Below are 17,198 nucleotides of genomic sequence, written 5' to 3' on the forward strand. Positions count from 1 at the left end.
GAAATGCGTGCATGAGTGACGATCCAAACAAAGGCGAAAACGCCGCAACAGATGCAGATGATTGGGCGGCTGCACTTGAGGAAGAAGATACGGGTGCAGATGATTGGGCAGCAGCAATGGAAGAACAAGCTGAAGCCGATGCAGGCGGTGCGGAGGATGATTGGGCCGCGGCGATGCAAGAGCAAGCCGAGATTGATGCCGGTATTGCAGATGATCCCAATGCGATTAGTGAAGATGACATCCAACCGGCCCCTTTAGAATATTTAGAAGATAGCTCGCCAGGATATGATCCAGATAATCCTAATTTAGAAGTGATTATGGATATTCCTGTGACAATTTCGATGGAAGTGGGGAGTACAGAGATTGCGATTCGTAATTTGCTGCAACTCAACCAGGGTTCTGTGATTGAACTAGATCGTCTTGCTGGTGAGCCTTTGGATGTGAAAGTCAATGGTACCTTGATTGCCCATGGTGAAGTGGTCATGGTCAATGAAAAATTTGGTATTCGCTTAACGGATGTTGTTAGTCCTTCTGAGCGCATCAAACGTCTGCGCTAGTGCACTTAACAAAGAAGGAGGCAAGCGACCACTTATGAAACGAGTGTCTCACCTTAAAAAAAATCAGGTGTATTGGGCACTGCTTGCCTTTCTTATTCTGGTTCTTGTTTCTGCGGTTGATGTGCGTGCCTCTGCTAATATGCCAGCGGAAACAGACCAGCATGGACAAAATCAACCTGAGTCACCTGCTGCTGTTGCTGAAGTGCAAGTATATCTAGAGCCAGCCAATGCAGACCAAGGGGCTGCAACACAGCCAAATGCATCGAGTGCAGGTTATAGCTCTGCCGAATTGACAGATCAAGTGCTTAAAGTTTTTTTAGGCTTAGCGGCAGTGTTAGCGGTTATTTTTCTTTTGGCTTGGTTAGGTGGAGCACAAAACTCCCAAATCATGCGCCCCTTGGCGGTGTACCCTTTAGGAGCACGTGAACGCCTATTGTTACTGGCAGTAGGTGAGCAGCAAATATTATTAGCTTTGAGTCCACAGCAAGGCGTGCAATGTTTGCATGTCTTTGCAGAGCCTGTGATTCATCCAGAGACTGATGCACCAGCGACACCGACTTCATTTGCTAAAGTGTTGGCATCTGTGCAACCGTTCAAGCCTAAGCCTTAATAAAGGAATCCAGCATGCCTGCGCGTACTGGCAAATATTTTATTTTAACGATTTCTACCTTGCTCCTGCTGGGACTGGGTGTATTGGCTGCTGATCAAGCCGCTTGGGCTGCACCAAATATCGAAGCCCTAAAAATGACGCCAAATACCGATGGGACCCAGACCTATTCGGTGACTATTCAAATTCTCACCATTATGACCTTGCTGACTTTGTTGCCAGCGATGTTAATGATGATGACTTCCTTTACGCGCATTGTGGTGGTGTTTGCGATCTTGCGCCAAGCGATAGGTTTACAGCAAACGCCTTCGAATCAAATTTTGGTTGGGTTGGCGCTATTTTTAACCTTTTTTATTATGACACCGGTTTGGGAACGTATTAATGTCGAAGCCTTGCAACCTTATTTAAATGAAGAAATTACTTCCTTGACTGCTTTGCAACGTGCACAAATACCTGTACGTGAGTTTATGTTGGCACAAACACGAGAATCAGATTTGACCACATTTGCACATATTGGTGGTTATCAAGGGTTTGCGACTGAGGAAGAAATTCCCTTGACTATCCTAGTCCCTTCCTTTGTAACCAGTGAGCTTAAAACAGCCTTTCAAATGGGATTTATGCTCTTTATTCCTTTTCTCATCGTAGATCTTGTCGTGGCAAGTATTTTAATGGCGATGGGGATGATGATGTTATCACCTATTATTATTTCTTTACCCTTTAAAATTATGCTGTTTGTACTGATTGATGGCTGGTCCTTGGTGATAGGCACTTTGGCAGCAAGCTACGGATTCTAAAAAATTTTAGAGCGCGAGAGGGCAAGGCTGATGTCACCAGAATTAGTTGTAGATATGATGCGCGAGGCGCTCTTTCTCATTATTGTGATTGTCGCTATTAGTATTATCCCTAGTCTGCTAGTGGGTCTTATTATTAGTACTTTTCAAGCAGCAACCCAAATTAATGAGCAAACTTTAAGCTTTTTGCCCCGTTTATTTGCGACTCTTTTAGCACTGATTATCGCTGGACCCTGGATTATTAAACGCCTGATGGAGTTTTCCACCAGCCTTATTACTAATATGCCTTATGTGATTGGCTAGTTGATATGATTCTACCACCTGATTTATTGCCTTTAGATGATAAAGCGATTGGTGCTTGGGTGGGCAGTTTTTTGTGGCCTTTTTTTCGTATCGCAGGCTTTTTTCTTGTGGCACCGATTTTATCTTCACAAACTTTGCCACAACGCATCCGTTTAGGGCTTGCAGTTGCTTTTACGATTGCATTAATGCCTGCATTACCTGCGATGCCACAGATGCAGGCTTTAACTCTGAATACTTGGGTATTGATTGCGCAACAAATTCTGATTGGGATTTCTTTAGGCACTTTGTTACAGTTCTTATTCCAGATTTTTGTTCTTTTAGGACAAATGGTCGCCATGCAAATGGGCTTAGGTTTTGCTTCCATGGCGGACCCGGTTAATGGTATTAACGTGACTGTATTAAGCCAGTTTTTTCTGATTAGTATTAATTTGCTTTTTTTAGCGATGAATGGCCATTTGGTCATGTTTGATACTTTAGCAGAAAGTTTCCGTATTTTACCTATTGGAGAAACGGCCCCGCTACGTGAAAGTACTTGGTTACTTGTACAACAAGGTACTTGGTTATTTGTGGCCTCGTTATTAATGGCTTTACCCGCAATTACTGCTTTATTGATTATTAATGCAGCTTTTGGGGTTATGACGCGAGCTGCACCCCAACTGAATATTTTTAGTTTGGGGTTTCCTGTTTCTATGTTGGGTGGTTTAGTGGCTGTGTGGGTGCTTGCACACGAGCTTTTACCGCATTTTGATCAACTCTCGCGTCAAGCTTTTGGCCTTATGCGTCAATGGCTTGGGGTGCCTTAATCTCCACGGAGTACGAATGGCGCAAGAAAACGAAGAAGGTCAAGAAAAGACCGAAGAACCCACCGAAAAGCGCAAGCGAGATGCGCGTGAAAAAGGCGAGGTGGCTCGATCAAAAGAACTAGGCACCATGTTACTGCTTGTAGTAGGTGCGGGGGCTTTACTGTTATTTGGCACCCATTTAAGTGCAGAATTTTTGGAGATGTTTGCATATAATTTTACAATTGAGCGTGCACATATTTATGACCCAGATATGATGTTCGCGCGTTTAACACACTCGCTAAAGCAAACCCTGATCGCTGTCGGACCGATTCTGATTTTATTATTTTTTATTGCGTTGATTTCGCCCATTATGTTGGGCGGTTTTATTTTTAGTACAAAAGCCTTGATGCCTAAATTTAATCGCTTAAATCCTTTATCTGGATTAAAGCGTATGTTTTCTAAAAATTCGTTGGTAGAGTTGCTCAAAGCGATTGCTAAAGTGGCCGTTGTAGGGACTTTATCTGTGATCGTGCTGATGTCTTTTCAAAATGATTTGCTATCCATGGCGCATGAGCCGCTAGAACCTGCACTAAAACATGCACTTTATGTAATTTTGTGGGCCTTTTTAGGGATGAGTACCACCTTGATTTTGATTGTGGCCATCGATGTACCTTACCAAGTGTATCAGTTCAATGAAAAACTAAAAATGACTTTGCAGGAAGTTAAAGATGAGCTGAAAAACACTGAGGGTAAACCTGAGGTGAAGGGACGTATTCGTCAATTGCAACGTGAAATGTCGCAAAGGCGTATGATGGCTGATGTGCCAGATGCTGATGTCGTCATTACCAACCCGACGCACTATTCTGTCGCTTTAAAATATGAAGAAGGTAGCTTTCAAGCGCCTATCCTGCTTGCGAAAGGCCCTGATCATTTGGCGTTAAAAATCCGTGAGATTGCCCGTGAGTATGATATTCCTGTATTGCAATCACCTCCTTTAACACGGGCGCTTTACTATAGTACGGAAATTGGTGAAGAAATACCGCAAGGCTTGTATATGGCTGTGGCACAAGTCTTAGCTTATGTGCATCACATCGAGCAATTCCGTGCAGGTAAAGCAAAAGCACCAGGGAAAATACCCGCGATTGAGGTGCCAGAAGAATTTCAACAAACCGGTGAGTCAACCTAGGCTAGGTTTCGTATCTACGCCAAAACACTACACTTAAGTAACACAGAGACCAAAAACAGCATTTATTTGTGTGCCGTTAATTGGCATACTGCGCGCGCTATCCCCCGTTCTGACCTTAGGTGCAAGATGGATCGTACACAGATTTCCAGCACGCTTGGGCGTGTTTTTGATGGTAACCTGGGCATTCCTTTAATGCTCTTGGTGCTTTTGGGCATGATGACTTTGCCCGTGCCCGTGTTTTTACTCGACATCTTTTTCACCTTCAATATAGCACTTTCGATTATTGTGCTTTTGGTGGCTGTGTACGCTTTGCGTCCTTTGGATTTTGCGGTGTTTCCCACGATGTTGTTGGTGGCCACCTTATTTCGTCTTGCCTTGAATGTTGCCTCGACGCGAGTTGTGTTGCTTTATGGGCATGAGGGAGGCGATGCGGCAGGTAAGGTCATTGAGGCCTTTGGTGCCGTTTTGATCGGCGGTAACTATGTTGTTGGCTTGGTGGTGTTTTTAATCTTAATGATTATTAACTTTGTGGTGATCACCAAGGGTGCAGGTCGTATTTCTGAAGTTAGCGCACGTTTTACTTTGGATGCCATGCCAGGTAAACAAATGGCCATTGACGCGGACTTAAACGCAGGCCTTATTGATCAAGATCAAGCGCGTACACGCCGTGAAGAAGTTGCCGCTGAGGCAGATTTTTATGGCTCTATGGATGGTGCGAGCAAGTTTGTGCGTGGGGATGCGGTGGCAGGGATTTTAATCTTGTTCATCAACGTGCTCGGTGGTTTAGGCATCGGCATGTTGCAGCATGATTTAGAGTTTTCTGACGCCTTGGAAAAATATGTTTTGTTGACCATCGGTGATGGTTTGGTTGCGCAAATTCCTTCGTTATTACTCTCGGTTGCCGCTGCGATTATGGTCACACGAGTGAATAGTTCTGAAGGGATTAGTCGCCAAGTTTCCTCGCAGATGTTTGCTACCCCACGTGCTTTGGGTATTTCGGCAGCCATTATGGCGGTGATGGGGAGTATTCCAGGAATGCCGCATGTGGCATTTCTTGGCTTAGCGGCTTTAACTGGTGGTGGAGCCTATTGGATTTGGAAACAAAAACAAGATGCTGAAGTGGCCGAGCAAAAGGCTTTGGAGCAACAAGCAAGTATGCCACCGCCACCCCCTGATCCAGAAAGCATTAACCAGAAAGAGTTGGGCTGGCATGATGTACCGCCTGTGGATTTGCTTGGTTTAGAGGTAGGTTATCGTTTGATTCCTCTCGTTGATCGCGCACAAGGCGGCCAATTATTGGGGCGTATCAAAGGAATACGTAAAAAGCTGTCACAAGATTTGGGTTTTTTAATGCCTTCGGTGCACATTCGCGATAACTTGGATCTAGCACCTAATGCCTATCGCATTATGCTTAAAGGGGTGAGTGTTGCTGATGCTGAAGTGCATCCAGATCGTGAAATGGCCATTAATCCAGGGCAAGTTTTTGGTCAATTAGAAGGGATTCGTGGGCGTGATCCAGCATTTGGGTTAGAAGCTGTATGGATCTTGCCTACACAGCGTGAAGAGGCACAGACCCTAGGTTACACAGTGGTTGATACCAGTACTGTGATTGCTACTCAGTTAAATCAAATTATGCAAGATTATGCGCACGAGCTGATTGGACACGATGAAGTGCAGAAAATCTTGGATATTCTGGCGCAACATGCACCTAAGTTGGCAGAACAGCTAGTACCTGAAAGTATTTCCCTTAGCGTGCTACTTAAAGTGCTACAAAACCTTTTAGTCGAACATGTGCCTGTGCGGGATATGCGCTCAGTGGCTCAATCTTTGATCGATGCGGCGCATATGACAAAAGATCCTACCCAGTTAACTGCAGCAGTGCGTATTGCTTTATCACGCTCTATCGTGCAAAACATCTGTGGTATTAGTGATCAACTTCCTGTGATTACCTTGGCACCTCAGCTAGAACAAGTTTTGTTAAAATCTGTGCAACAAGCGGCACAAAATGGTCGGCAGGCAAATAATGATCAACTTATGCTAGAACCTGCGATGGCTGAGAATTTGCAACAGTCACTGGCTGAAGTGGCGCAAGAACAAGAAATGATGGGGAACCCTGCTGTTTTAGCCGTGGCAGCACCGATACGTCCTGTAATGGCGCGTTTTGTGCGTTATGGTATTCAAAACGTGCATGTGTTGTCCTATCAAGAGATTCCAGATAATAAACAAATTACTATCGTAGCGACGGTAGGCCAATAATTGATTAGTGTAAGAAAGGGTTAGGGGGCGAAAAGATGCGGGTCAAACGTTTTGTTGCATCTGATATGCGTCAGGCGATGCGGATGATTCGCGAAGAACTAGGCGACGAAGCCATTATTTTGGGGCAAAAGCGTACAGAACAAGGCATTGAAGTCACCACTGGCATTGATTATGACGAAGAAATATTACAACAAATGCCAAAAAAGCCTTTAACTTCCGCGCTTGCCTTGCAGCAATTTGGCGAGGAGGCTACGCCTACAGGGGATTTAGCTTCCGCAAATAAACTACAGCGACATCTGGATGAAGCACGTCGCAAAATTTTACAAGGTGCAAAATTTTCTAAACAAAATCTAGAAAATACTTTCCAGCGCCAGGCGCGTCAGCATCAAACAGGTCACTTAGAAGAAAAAATTCGCACAGGTGAAGCCTTTATCAGTGTAGACTCTGAACCAGAAGCTTTAGCAAAACCTAAGGATTATCAAGAAGGTTATGCACAAGGTGCCGCTCTAGCGGTCAGAAGTGAGCAGGCCAAACTAGATGAGCGCATTTTATCAACGATGCGACAAGAGATTCAAAGTTTACGCGATTTGCTCAAAGAACAATTAAGAGAGCAGCAAGGTTTACGTCATCCTATAGAAGCCATGTTGCGGCAGCGCTTGCTACAAATGGGCGTCAATGAGAATTATTGTGCTCGTTTATTGCAGCTTTCTGCCGTTGATGAAAGCTGGGAAATGCCAGAGGCTTGGTCACACCTAGTGCATATGCTAGAACGCGATGTACAAGTGATGGATGAAGAAATCACAGAGCGTGGTGGTGTGCTTGCGCTGATGGGGCCAACGGGTGTGGGTAAAACGACCACCTTGGGTAAGCTAGCTGCACGTTATGTATTACGCCATGGATCCGATGCTTTAGCCTTAGTCACCACAGACTGCTACCGCATTGCGGCCTATGAGCAATTAAGAACTTTTGGGCGTATTCTGGGTGTCCCTGTGCGTGTTGTGGATGAAACCAATACTTTAGATACTGTGCTTAAAGGCTTACGCAACAAGTCCTTGGTGTTGGTTGACACAGCAGGTCTTAATAACAAAGATCCCAACTTACATAGCCAATTTGGGATGCTAGATACCCAATCTGTGCGTGTGCGTCGTTTTTTAGTTTTGCCCTGTACCGCGCAAGCAGGTGTCTTACAGGCGACGTACGAAGCTTATAAGGTGGTCGGATTAAATGGATGTATTTTAACTAAAACCGATGAAGCGACCAGTTTAGGGGAAGTTTTAAGCTTAGTGAGTGAGCGTCGCTTACCAGTAGCTTACTGGACTTATGGGCAGCGTATTCCTGAAGATATTCAGGTAGCAAGCGCCCCAAAATTAGTAGAAAAAGCACTCGCATTTGCAGGCTTGCTGCCTGAGGCTTTGGATGATGATTTGGGTGAATGGCGTTAAACACCTAAGAAATTCAGGGATAAGCGTGCGTAAGTAGCGAATAATACTTAAAGTGGATGGTATACTTGGATCCTTAATAGCCATCTAAGTCAAAGCAACGAACATTTCAGCATGGCGGTAAGCATGGGGCTAGGATTGTATTCGCGCAATCAGGCACAAAATAAAGATGATGTCGTGCAGCGCTATTTACCTTTAGTAAAGAAGGTCGCTTTACATTTACAAGCGCGTCTGCCACCGAATGTACAACTTGATGATCTTGTGCAGTCGGGGATGATAGGTCTATTGGAAGCGCTGGGTAAATATGATGCGAGTAAGGGAGCAGCCTTCGAAACTTATGCTACTATTCGCATCCGCGGTGCTATGCTCGATGAAATTCGTCGTTATGATTGGGCGCCACGTTCAGTGCATCGTAATGGTCGACGCATCGCAGAGGCGATTAAAGCCATTGAGGCTCGCACTAACCGAGATGCACGCGATGTGGAAATCGCGCAAGAGTTAGGTATTTCTTTACAAGAATACAATAACTATTTAAATGACTGTGCAAGTTCGCGGCTATTTAGCTTTGATGAAATTACCCAACCTGAAGAAGGGAGTTTTGACATTGCTGATCCTGCCGCTATCACACCAAGTCATGAGGTTGAAAATGCAGCGTTCCAGCAACATTTAGCTGAAGCGATTGCAACACTTCCTGAGCGTGAGCAGTTAGTGTTGGCGCTCTATTACAATGAAGGTATGAATCTGAAAGAAATTGGTGCCGTACTAACGGTGAGCGAATCGCGTGTGAGTCAAATTCATAGTCAAGCGGCTATGCGTTTACGCGCGCGTTTAGCTGATTGGTGTTAGTGTGATGCCATCTTATAAGGTTCAGTGTAATATAACCTAAAATGGTGCTGGCAAGGTTTAACGGAGGTTGCCTTGGATAAGAATATGAAAATTCTCATCGTGGATGATTTTGCTACTATGAGAAGAATAATCAAAAACTTGTTGCGTGATCTTGGGTTTACCAATACGCATGAGGCTGATGATGGGTTAACTGCCTTGCCTTTATTGCAAACAGGTAATTTTGATTTCTTGGTCACAGATTGGAATATGCCTGGAATGACAGGTTATGACCTACTGAAAACAGTGCGTGCTGATCCTAAGCTTAAAGACTTGCCTATTCTTATGGTAACTGCGGAAGCTAAGCGTGAGCAAATCGTTGCGGCTGCACAAGCTGGTGTAAATGGCTACATCGTAAAACCTTTTACTGCCGCTGTGCTTAAGGAAAAGATAGATAAGATTTTTGAGCGCATTAATAAGTGATCCTCGCCTTAGGAGCTTAGCTAATGCCTTATGCAAATTACTAAGCGTTAACCCTGCAATACAGGTCAGGTGTTATGACACAAAGAGATGCAGTCAGCGGTGGATCTCATCTTGAGCGTTTGCTCAAAGAAGCCACAACTGAATTACAAACTCAAGTCGAGCAAGGCGATCTGAGTGAAGCGGTTAATTTGTTGCAACGTATCAACGAAGAGCGCAGTCGCTTACTTTACTTAGAAGTAGGTCGACTTACACGCGGTCTTCACGATGCCATTAACAACTTCCACATAGACGCAGGCTTAAATGCACGTGCTAGCGAAGAAATGTCGCAAATGGCGGATGCCACCGAGCGTTTAAATTACGTGATACGTATGACGCAAGATGCCGCCAATAAGACCATGGATAAGGTCGAAGAAAGTGCGCCTGTTGCTGAACTTATAGGCGCACAAGCGGCAGCCTTGCGTAAAGATTGGGCGCGTCTTGTGCGCAGAGAAATGAAGCCGGAAGAATTCCGTGATCTTTATAGGCGCATTGATGAGTTCTTAAAACACACCGAAGATCACGCTGATGTGCTGAGCCGTAATTTAGGAGAAATTATGCTAGCTCAGGATTATCAAGATCTGACCGGGCAAGTGGTTAAACGCGTGATTTCCTTAGTCAAAGAAATCGAAGAAAATCTAGTCAATCTTGTATGTATGGCAGGACAGGTCGATCGTATTACGGGGATTAAACATTCAGCAGGTGGTCAAATCCCTGTTGAGGAGACGCAACACGAGGAACACCCTGTACCCGAAGGCCCTATCGTCAATCCAGAACAGCGTGCAGACGTGGTCTCTGGACAAGATGAGGTTGATGAATTGTTATCCAGTCTCGGGTTTTAAAGGAGTGGGTGGATGAGCTTTGATGCAGATCAGGATATCCTCCAAGACTTCCTTGTTGAAGCGGGGGAGATCCTTGAACAGTTGTCTGAACAGCTGGTTGATCTGGAGCAGTCTCCGGATGATCCCGAGCTGCTCAATGCCATATTTCGTGGCTTCCATACAGTTAAGGGAGGAGCAGGTTTCCTGCAGCTAACTGCGTTAGTCGATTGTTGCCATGCTGCAGAAAACATTTTCGATACCTTACGTAAACACCAACGCCATGTCACCCCTGAATTGATGGATGCTGTGCTGAGTGCACTTGATACTGTCAATGAGATGTTTGAGATGGTGCGCTCAGGTGTGGAGCCCGAACCTGCAGATCAAAGCTTACTCGATCTTCTCGCTTTCTTTGCTACGCCTGAAGAAGAAGCCGGTAGCTTGCCAGCAAGTGCGCAAGTAGCTGCGCCGATGCCTGAGCCTGTGGCAGCACCTGAGCCTGTCGCGCCGCCTGTGAGTGTGCAAGCTGAAGAGGTAGACGATGGTGATATTACAGATGCAGAGTTTGAATCTTTATTAGATGCACTACAAGCGAATAAAGAAGCAGCCTCAGCAGCACCTGCGGATGAGCCAGCACCTGGAAGTGCAGCAGCGTCAGAAGCTAACGCCGGTGGTGATGATTTAATCACAGAGGAAGAATTCGAGGCCTTGCTGGATCAACTTCATGGTCAAGGTAAAGGCCCTGGTGATGAAGTTGCGACACCACCAGCCACTGAAACCATGCCGGTGACAGCCGATGAACTTAGTACAGGCTCTGGCGATGATTTAATCACTGAGGATGAGTTCGAGGCTTTATTAGATCAGTTACACGGTCAAGGCCAAGGTCCAGGTATTGCTAGCAGTGCACCCGTGGCGGCTCCCAAGGCCAATGTGGAAAAAGTTGCTGTACAGGCTGCGCCACCGAAACCGGCTGCTGCACCTGTGGCTAAGCCACCGGCCGCGCCGGCTGTGCCCCCTAGTGCTGGAGGCGGTGGCGCTGCACCACCTGCACGTACTGGTGGTGCCCCTGTAAAAAAAGATGCTGTACCTGCTGGAGATACCACGGTTCGTGTGGATACAGCGCGCCTTGACGATATTATGAATATGGTCGGTGAGCTGGTATTGGTGCGCAATCGCTTGGTGCGTTTGGGTGGCAAAAGTACAGATCCAGAATTAGCAAAAGCGGTAGCCAACCTAGATGTGGTCACTGCAGACTTGCAAATGTCTGTGATGAAAACGCGCATGCAGCCAATTAAAAAAGTCTTTGGCCGTTTCCCACGCGTGGTGCGCGATCTATCGCGTAAAATGCAGAAGGAAATTAACCTAGAATTAGTTGGTGAAGACACAGACTTAGATAAAAACTTAGTAGAAGCACTTGCTGATCCTTTAGTGCACTTGGTGCGTAACTCAGTGGATCACGGTATTGAGATGCCGGATATCCGCGAGCAAAGTGGTAAAGCACGTGCAGGTAAAGTGGTTTTAGCGGCGGAACAAGAAGGGGATCATATTTTGCTGACCATCTCAGATGATGGTGCAGGTATGGACCCAGATCGTTTACGTCGTAAAGCGGTCGAGAAAGGCTTGCTGGATGCAGATGCAGCAGAGCGCTTGTCTGACCAAGATGCTTATAACTTAATTTTTGCCGCAGGCTTATCCACTAAGGAACAAATTTCTGACGTCTCAGGACGCGGTGTGGGCATGGATGTGGTAAAAACTAAAATTTCCCAACTTAACGGCACCATCAATGTGTGGTCAGAGCTGGGTAAAGGCTCCAAAATTATTATCAAGGTGCCTTTGACACTCGCGATCATGCCAACTTTGATGATCATGTTGGAAGATCAAACCTTTGCTTTACCTCTGGTGAATGTGAATGAAATTTTCCAACTAGATATCTCCCGCGCCAATGTGGTCGATGGCCAAGAAGTGATTGTTATTCGTGAAAAAACCTTGCCTTTATTCCATTTGAAACGCTGGTTGGTGCGGGATCCGGCACGGGCGATTGTACGTAAGGAAGAGTTGCATAATGCGCATGTCGTTGTGGTATCTGTTGGGACACAAAAAGTTGGTTTTGTTGTAGACCAGCTCATAGGTCAAGAAGAAGTGGTGATTAAGCCACTAGGCGAGATGCTACATGGCACCCCAGGTTTGGCAGGTGCGACGATTACAGGTGATGGGCGTATTGCCTTGATCTTGGATATTCCAGGCTTATTAAAGCGTTATGTTGCCTCACGCTAACTAATCTATTGGATACCTTGCATACCAAGGCTCCCCCACTGATGAGGTGGGGGCTTTGTTTATTGACTTTGTATAAAATAATGATCTGATAACAAACCACACAATGTAAAAAAGCCACGATATTTAGGAATAATTTAAGGGCGATTAGGAGCATATAACCTATGGCAGTGACCGTCTTAGTAGTGGATGACTCTGGCTTTTTTCGACGTCGGGTATGTGAATTACTAAAACAAGACCCACGTGTACAAGTGGTAGGAACAGCAAGTAATGGTCAGGAAGCGGTCGATAAGGTTTTAGAGCTTAAGCCAGATGTGGTCACAATGGATTATGAAATGCCTGTCCTTGATGGGATTTCTGCTGTACGTAAGATTATGCATCTGTGTCCCACACCGGTTTTAATGTTCTCCTCCCTGACCCATGAAGGCGCGCGTATTACGCTGGCTGCTTTGGAAGCAGGCGCTGTGGATTATTTACCAAAGAATTTTGAAGACGTGTCGCGTAATTCAGAACGCCTAGCGCGTACCCTATGTGAAAAGATCTTAATTGTCGCCCGTACTGGACGAGCAGGTTTAAAAGCGCTAACCCAAACTTGGGGGCGTCCTAAAACGACAGAAACCCAAGGATCTTCTAGTCCTCAAGCTGGAAATACTCAGCCGCCTCATCAAGCGCCTAAGAGTAAATTTGGCACTTCTGATCCGATAAGTTCGCCTTCTGATCATTGGAAAAGCACAAAAACCTACGAAACTAACAAAACGTCGACATCAATCGATCCTGCGCGCGCAGCCTTGCGTGAGCGCATTGCACGCAGGTTGCAAGAACAAAAAGAACAAGGGCAACACGGGGTCAGCTCTCTTGCTAAAGCAGATCATAAAACACCACCAACCCCTGCAAGTCGACCGCGCGCAAATCCTCGGCATTTTCATCTAGTCGCTATAGGGACTTCAACAGGTGGACCTATGGCATTACAGAATGTTTTGACTCAACTACCAGCAAATTTTCCTGTGCCTCTGGTGTTGATTCAGCATATGCCGGCTGCTTTTACTGGTGCCTTTGCTGAGCGTCTTAATGGGTTGTGTAAAATTGAAGTCAAAGAAGCCGAAGATGGGGATATTTTGCGTCCTGGAAGAGCTTTGCTTGCACCTGGAGGTAAACAAATGATGATTGAACGCCGCAATCAAGCCTGTGTGCGTATTTTGGCAGGTGATGAGCGTTTAAATTATAAGCCTAGTGTCGATATTACCTTTGGTTCTGCTGCACGTTGTTTTGCAAATAAGGTATTGGCTATTGTCCTGACCGGTATGGGCGCAGATGGGCGTGAAGGCGCACGTTTACTTAAAGAATCAGGCTCAGTGATCTGGGCACAAGACGAAGCAAGTTCTGTTATTTATGGGATGCCAATGGCAATTGCAAAAGCTGGGTTAGCTGATGAGATTATTAATCTTAAAGATTTGCCTGAAAAATTAATCAGTGATGTGTTAGCTTGAACCAAAAAAGCCATAATACAGGTGAAGGAAGTTTTTCATGCATGTCTGGGCAGTTGCGAACCAAAAAGGCGGCGTAGGTAAAACGACAACAAGTGTCAGTTTAGGTGGTTTGTTGGCTGATCAGGGTCATCAGGTGTTATTACTGGACTTGGACCCACATGGCTCATTAACTAGCTATTTTAAATATGATCCAGATGATCTAAGTGCCAGCGCGTATGATTTATTTCTCGCTCGACAGTTGCCTGCTGACCTGCCTGAGTCTTTACTGCTGGAAACGAGCCATGATCGTATTCAATTGCTGCCTGCATCCACCGCATTGGCAACCTTAGAGCGTCAAGTGAGTGGTCAAGGTGGTATGGGGTTGGTAATCTCACGTGCTTTGGCCTTGCTATGGAATAAATTTGACTATGTCTTAATTGACAGCCCACCTGTGTTGGGCCTTTTGATGATTAATGCCCTGGCAGCAGCGGAACATCTAATTATCCCTGTACAAACAGAGTTTCTGGCGATTAAAGGCTTAGAACGTATGATGCGCACCCTAACTATGGTACGCAAGGCACGTCACAATGAACTGCCTTATACCATAGTACCTACCTTGTATGACAGACGTACACAAGCTTCTGTGCAGAGTTTGCGCTTGCTGCGTACTTCTTATGCAGATCATATGTGGCCGGCAATGGTGCCTGTGGATACGCGTTTTCGAGAAGCCAGTATGGCTGGAGTGCCTGTGTCTATGTTGGATCCCGTATGTCGTGGTGTACAAGCCTATAGCATGTTGTTAAAGCATCTGTTGGATACTAGCCAGCAGCTACGTGCACGCGGGCATGATGGGTAAAATGCATGAAAAAAGAACACGCACACCAGCTGGCCATTGAAGATTATTTAGAAGCACTTCTGCATGAAGATTTGCAGCCAGAAGTGCCAGATACCCCTGTGAAATCTTCCGCAAGCCGTTCTGATGCTTGGCAAACACTAGAAGTGAAAGCACAGGCACCTACCAAAGAAGCGATATCCAAGCCGCTTGCACCAGAACCACAAACTCAGGTGAAAAGCGAGCCTGTCGCCACCAAACCAATACAAGATTATGCTGAACCCGAACTTGCACCTGTGATGATGCCTGAGTTGCAAGTTTCTGCACAAAGTGCTTTAGATAGCTTGACACAAGCAAGCCAGATACCGACAGCAACTGCTGAAACTGATGAGACATTAGTACAAACGTTACCAGAAGAAGGCGTACAACGAGTCTCTAAGATTACCGAACACACTGAAACGGTGACGGAGACATCCACCGCCCAAACCACTGAAGAGGCATTACAAGAAGTTGCTGTTGCACCACCGGCACCGCCGCGTGGCTGGCAAGATGGACGCCCGACCTGGGCGCAAAGCCGCTTTGAGTGCTTACTTTTTAAAGTCAAAGGGCTGACGCTTGCGGTGCCTCTCGTTGAGTTAGGTGGTATTCATAAAATTACGAAAGATCCTACGCCCTTGTTTGGTCAACCTAAATGGTTTATTGGTTTATTACGCACGAGCCAACATAATATACGCCTTGTGGATACAGCACAGTGGGTATTGCCTGAGCATATTACTCGCCGCATTACCACACCTTATACCTTTGCGATTAGTATTCATAATAGTGAGTGGGGGCTGGCATGTAATGAGGTGGCACAGGCGATTTCATTGGTACCTGAGCAAGTGCGTTGGCGTACCCAGCTGGGGCGTCGTCCTTGGTTGGCAGGTACAGTGATTGAACATATGTGTGCTTTAATTGATGTTGCCGCTTTTGATCGCTTATTAGAAGAAGGACACGGCGAGCTAGAGCCTGCCAATTTGAATGCTTTGGATAAGGCAATGCAGGGTCATTAAGGCCAGCAAATTTTTCTTATTTTTTTGATTTATGTGGAGCAGAAGGCATGAGTACGAAAGAAATCAAGGCGAAAAGTGGTTCTGATCCTGTACTCCAGTATGTGACTTTTCGTTTAGCAGAAGAAACCTATGGTATTAATGTCATGCAAGTCCAAGAAGTCTTGCGTTATACCGAGATTGCACCTGTACCTGGAGCGCCTGATTATGTGCTTGGTATCATTAATCTGCGTGGTAACGTGGTCACTGTCATAGATACGCGTAAACGCTTTGGGTTGATGTCTTCTGACGTGAGCGATGCAACGCGGATTGTGATTATCGAGGCAGAAAAGCAAGTTGTGGGAATTTTAGTAGATTCTGTGTCTGAGGTCGTGTATCTCAACCAATCAGAAATTGAAACTGCACCGAACGTAGGTAATGAAGAAAGTGCCAAGTTTATCCAAGGGGTATGCAATAAAAACAATGAGCTGCTTATTTTGGTAGAACTCAATAAAATGATGAATGAAGAAGAGTGGGCAGAAGTCGCAGCACTCTAAGCCAGGTAAAACAAAGAATTGGCCTTCGCAAATATCAGTAGATCAATCGGGTTGTGCGGTAGGGATAACCGCCACCTTAAGCAACACTGACACAGGTTATCGGCTCATGTACCTAGATCCTGTCTTTCTTGGGGTAGCTATGCTCAGTGGGTTAGCTTTGATACTAACCCTGATGAACTTGCGGAAAATCAACGCATTACATCGAGAAATGGCACAAGCAAAACAAGATACCCACTTATTAATTCATGCCTTACGCAACGAAACCCACGCGATGGGGACAGGCTCGATAGGTGTCGGTCAACGTTTAATGGAGGTGGAAAAGCGCCTCAATCAGACAGTCGAGCGTCAAGTAGAACTAGAGCAAAAAGATCCAGGAGCAGTGACTTATTCCTATGCCGTACGTCTTGTCGAAATGGGGGCCACTGCAGAAGACTTGGTGCAAAATTGTGGTTTAGCACGTGGGGAAGCGGAACTGATTGCACGTGTGCATAAGGAAATGCGTGCACAGATGCAAGCACCTGAAGAAGAACAAAGATACTCGATTCAGGAAAATCTCTCCTAGTGAGGCGTTATACATCAATGTTGATGCTGATATTTTTGCCGTCGATGCTGGCTTAAGTCTTCTGGAGTTAGAGGTTGTGCCGTATCGCCTTTGCTAGCAAGATGATGTTGATCTTGTAAATTCAGCTCGTAAACAAAAGCAATGACCTCAGCGATGGCCATATATAATAACTGGGGTATCTCATCACCTAATTCAAGATGCGCAAGTGCGTTAGCAAGCGTGGCATCCTCATACAAGGGGACACCGTGTGCTTCGGCCGTGCTAATAATCTGCTCAGCAATTTGCCGCATCCCTTTAGCCGTGACTTTGGGAGCGCCTTTACCATCATAATGCAAGGCAATGGCACGTTTTGGTGGATGAGGACGTGTGCCTAACCGTAAACTTGGGCGGGATTCTGACATA

General features: G+C 45.7%; 18 protein-coding genes. 17 read left to right on the forward strand and 1 reads right to left on the reverse strand.

The features are described 5' to 3' along the window. The first annotated feature begins 11 nt into the window (after positions 1 to 11). The 17 genes from fliN (at position 12) to BMX05_RS02980 (ending at position 16,796) form a co-directional block, all read left to right on the forward strand. Complete coding sequence (gene fliN, locus BMX05_RS02895; protein WP_093308464.1) at positions 12 to 557, forward strand: flagellar motor switch protein FliN; 546 nt, start codon at positions 12 to 14, stop codon at positions 555 to 557. Positions 558 to 591: 34 nt separating this feature from the next. Beyond that, positions 592 to 1,167: a FliO/MopB family protein gene (locus BMX05_RS02900; protein ID WP_218138969.1), complete on the forward strand. Its 576-nt coding sequence runs from the start codon at positions 592 to 594 to the stop codon at positions 1,165 to 1,167. Between the two features lie 14 nt (positions 1,168 to 1,181). Then, positions 1,182 to 1,958 (forward strand): flagellar type III secretion system pore protein FliP, encoded by a 777-nt coding sequence (gene fliP, locus BMX05_RS02905; protein WP_093308465.1) that lies wholly within the window; start codon positions 1,182 to 1,184, stop codon positions 1,956 to 1,958. Between the two features lie 30 nt (positions 1,959 to 1,988). Further along, a complete protein-coding gene (gene fliQ / locus BMX05_RS02910) occupies positions 1,989 to 2,258 on the forward strand; it encodes a flagellar biosynthesis protein FliQ (RefSeq protein ID WP_093308466.1) in 270 nt (89 codons plus the stop codon). Between the two features lie 5 nt (positions 2,259 to 2,263). Then, positions 2,264 to 3,061, forward strand: coding sequence for a flagellar biosynthetic protein FliR (gene fliR, locus BMX05_RS02915; RefSeq protein ID WP_093308467.1), 798 nt, complete (start codon positions 2,264 to 2,266; stop codon positions 3,059 to 3,061). Between the two features lie 16 nt (positions 3,062 to 3,077). After that, positions 3,078 to 4,226, forward strand: coding sequence for a flagellar biosynthesis protein FlhB (gene flhB / locus BMX05_RS02920; protein ID WP_093308468.1), 1,149 nt, complete (start codon positions 3,078 to 3,080; stop codon positions 4,224 to 4,226). A gap of 126 nt (positions 4,227 to 4,352) precedes the next feature. Then, on the forward strand, positions 4,353 to 6,482 hold the full coding sequence (flhA, locus tag BMX05_RS02925; RefSeq protein WP_093308469.1) for a flagellar biosynthesis protein FlhA: 2,130 nt from the start codon (positions 4,353 to 4,355) through the stop codon (positions 6,480 to 6,482). Positions 6,483 to 6,517: 35 nt separating this feature from the next. Beyond that, complete coding sequence (flhF, locus tag BMX05_RS02930) at positions 6,518 to 7,924, forward strand: flagellar biosynthesis GTPase FlhF (RefSeq protein ID WP_093308470.1); 1,407 nt, start codon at positions 6,518 to 6,520, stop codon at positions 7,922 to 7,924. Positions 7,925 to 8,047: 123 nt separating this feature from the next. Next, the gene (locus BMX05_RS02935) at positions 8,048 to 8,767 is read left to right on the forward strand and encodes an RNA polymerase sigma factor FliA (RefSeq protein ID WP_218138970.1); all 720 of its coding nucleotides are present in this window, start codon (positions 8,048 to 8,050) and stop codon (positions 8,765 to 8,767) included. 84 nt (positions 8,768 to 8,851) lie between these two features. Beyond that, positions 8,852 to 9,226, forward strand: a complete 375-nt coding sequence (locus BMX05_RS02940; protein WP_449680538.1) for a chemotaxis response regulator CheY — start codon at positions 8,852 to 8,854, stop codon at positions 9,224 to 9,226. 74 nt (positions 9,227 to 9,300) lie between these two features. Continuing rightward, entirely contained in the window at positions 9,301 to 10,104 is an 804-nt protein-coding gene (locus tag BMX05_RS02945) for a protein phosphatase CheZ (protein ID WP_093308473.1), read from the forward strand. 12 nt (positions 10,105 to 10,116) lie between these two features. Then, positions 10,117 to 12,354 carry a chemotaxis protein CheA gene (locus BMX05_RS02950; protein ID WP_093308474.1) on the forward strand — a complete coding sequence of 746 codons (2,238 nt, stop codon included), beginning with the start codon at positions 10,117 to 10,119 and terminating at the stop codon, positions 12,352 to 12,354. Positions 12,355 to 12,515: 161 nt separating this feature from the next. Continuing rightward, a complete protein-coding gene (locus BMX05_RS12545; protein ID WP_218138971.1) occupies positions 12,516 to 13,838 on the forward strand; it encodes a protein-glutamate methylesterase/protein-glutamine glutaminase in 1,323 nt (440 codons plus the stop codon). Between the two features lie 37 nt (positions 13,839 to 13,875). Beyond that, positions 13,876 to 14,673, forward strand: coding sequence for a ParA family protein (locus BMX05_RS02965; RefSeq protein WP_093308475.1), 798 nt, complete (start codon positions 13,876 to 13,878; stop codon positions 14,671 to 14,673). Between the two features lie 5 nt (positions 14,674 to 14,678). Then, positions 14,679 to 15,701 carry a chemotaxis protein CheW gene (locus tag BMX05_RS02970; RefSeq protein ID WP_093308476.1) on the forward strand — a complete coding sequence of 341 codons (1,023 nt, stop codon included), beginning with the start codon at positions 14,679 to 14,681 and terminating at the stop codon, positions 15,699 to 15,701. 47 nt (positions 15,702 to 15,748) lie between these two features. Then, positions 15,749 to 16,234 carry a chemotaxis protein CheW gene (locus BMX05_RS02975; protein ID WP_093308477.1) on the forward strand — a complete coding sequence of 162 codons (486 nt, stop codon included), beginning with the start codon at positions 15,749 to 15,751 and terminating at the stop codon, positions 16,232 to 16,234. 106 nt (positions 16,235 to 16,340) lie between these two features. Further along, a complete protein-coding gene (locus BMX05_RS02980; protein ID WP_177166761.1) occupies positions 16,341 to 16,796 on the forward strand; it encodes a DUF2802 domain-containing protein in 456 nt (151 codons plus the stop codon). 14 nt (positions 16,797 to 16,810) lie between these two features. Here the strand turns inward: BMX05_RS02980 and BMX05_RS02985 are convergent, their stop codons facing one another. Continuing rightward, positions 16,811 to 17,197 (reverse strand): EscU/YscU/HrcU family type III secretion system export apparatus switch protein, encoded by a 387-nt coding sequence (locus BMX05_RS02985; protein WP_093308479.1) that lies wholly within the window; start codon positions 17,195 to 17,197, stop codon positions 16,811 to 16,813. Between the last annotated feature and the right edge of the window lies 1 nt (position 17,198).

Origin of the sequence: Allopseudospirillum japonicum, assembly GCF_900108915.1 — a bacterium.
GTDB lineage: Bacteria > Pseudomonadota > Gammaproteobacteria > Pseudomonadales > Halomonadaceae > Pseudospirillum > Pseudospirillum japonicum.

Excerpts from the sequence above, each read along its gene's own strand:
- fliN (WP_093308464.1), top strand. The coding sequence starts at position 12 with ATGAGTGACGATCCAAACAAAGGCGAAAACGCCGCAACAGATGCAGAT.
- BMX05_RS02900 (WP_218138969.1), top strand. The coding sequence starts at position 592 with ATGAAACGAGTGTCTCACCTTAAAAAAAATCAGGTGTATTGGGCACTG.
- fliP (WP_093308465.1), top strand. The coding sequence starts at position 1,182 with ATGCCTGCGCGTACTGGCAAATATTTTATTTTAACGATTTCTACCTTG.
- fliQ (WP_093308466.1), top strand. The coding sequence starts at position 1,989 with ATGTCACCAGAATTAGTTGTAGATATGATGCGCGAGGCGCTCTTTCTC.
- fliR (WP_093308467.1), top strand. The coding sequence starts at position 2,264 with ATGATTCTACCACCTGATTTATTGCCTTTAGATGATAAAGCGATTGGT.
- flhB (WP_093308468.1), top strand. The coding sequence starts at position 3,078 with ATGGCGCAAGAAAACGAAGAAGGTCAAGAAAAGACCGAAGAACCCACC.
- flhA (WP_093308469.1), top strand. The coding sequence starts at position 4,353 with ATGGATCGTACACAGATTTCCAGCACGCTTGGGCGTGTTTTTGATGGT.
- flhF (WP_093308470.1), top strand. The coding sequence starts at position 6,518 with ATGCGGGTCAAACGTTTTGTTGCATCTGATATGCGTCAGGCGATGCGG.
- BMX05_RS02935 (WP_218138970.1), top strand. The coding sequence starts at position 8,048 with ATGGGGCTAGGATTGTATTCGCGCAATCAGGCACAAAATAAAGATGAT.
- BMX05_RS02940 (WP_449680538.1), top strand. The coding sequence starts at position 8,852 with ATGAAAATTCTCATCGTGGATGATTTTGCTACTATGAGAAGAATAATC.
- BMX05_RS02945 (WP_093308473.1), top strand. The coding sequence starts at position 9,301 with ATGACACAAAGAGATGCAGTCAGCGGTGGATCTCATCTTGAGCGTTTG.
- BMX05_RS02950 (WP_093308474.1), top strand. The coding sequence starts at position 10,117 with ATGAGCTTTGATGCAGATCAGGATATCCTCCAAGACTTCCTTGTTGAA.
- BMX05_RS12545 (WP_218138971.1), top strand. The coding sequence starts at position 12,516 with ATGGCAGTGACCGTCTTAGTAGTGGATGACTCTGGCTTTTTTCGACGT.
- BMX05_RS02965 (WP_093308475.1), top strand. The coding sequence starts at position 13,876 with ATGCATGTCTGGGCAGTTGCGAACCAAAAAGGCGGCGTAGGTAAAACG.
- BMX05_RS02970 (WP_093308476.1), top strand. The coding sequence starts at position 14,679 with ATGAAAAAAGAACACGCACACCAGCTGGCCATTGAAGATTATTTAGAA.
- BMX05_RS02975 (WP_093308477.1), top strand. The coding sequence starts at position 15,749 with ATGAGTACGAAAGAAATCAAGGCGAAAAGTGGTTCTGATCCTGTACTC.
- BMX05_RS02980 (WP_177166761.1), top strand. The coding sequence starts at position 16,341 with ATGTACCTAGATCCTGTCTTTCTTGGGGTAGCTATGCTCAGTGGGTTA.
- BMX05_RS02985 (WP_093308479.1), bottom strand. The coding sequence starts at position 17,197 with ATGTCAGAATCCCGCCCAAGTTTACGGTTAGGCACACGTCCTCATCCA.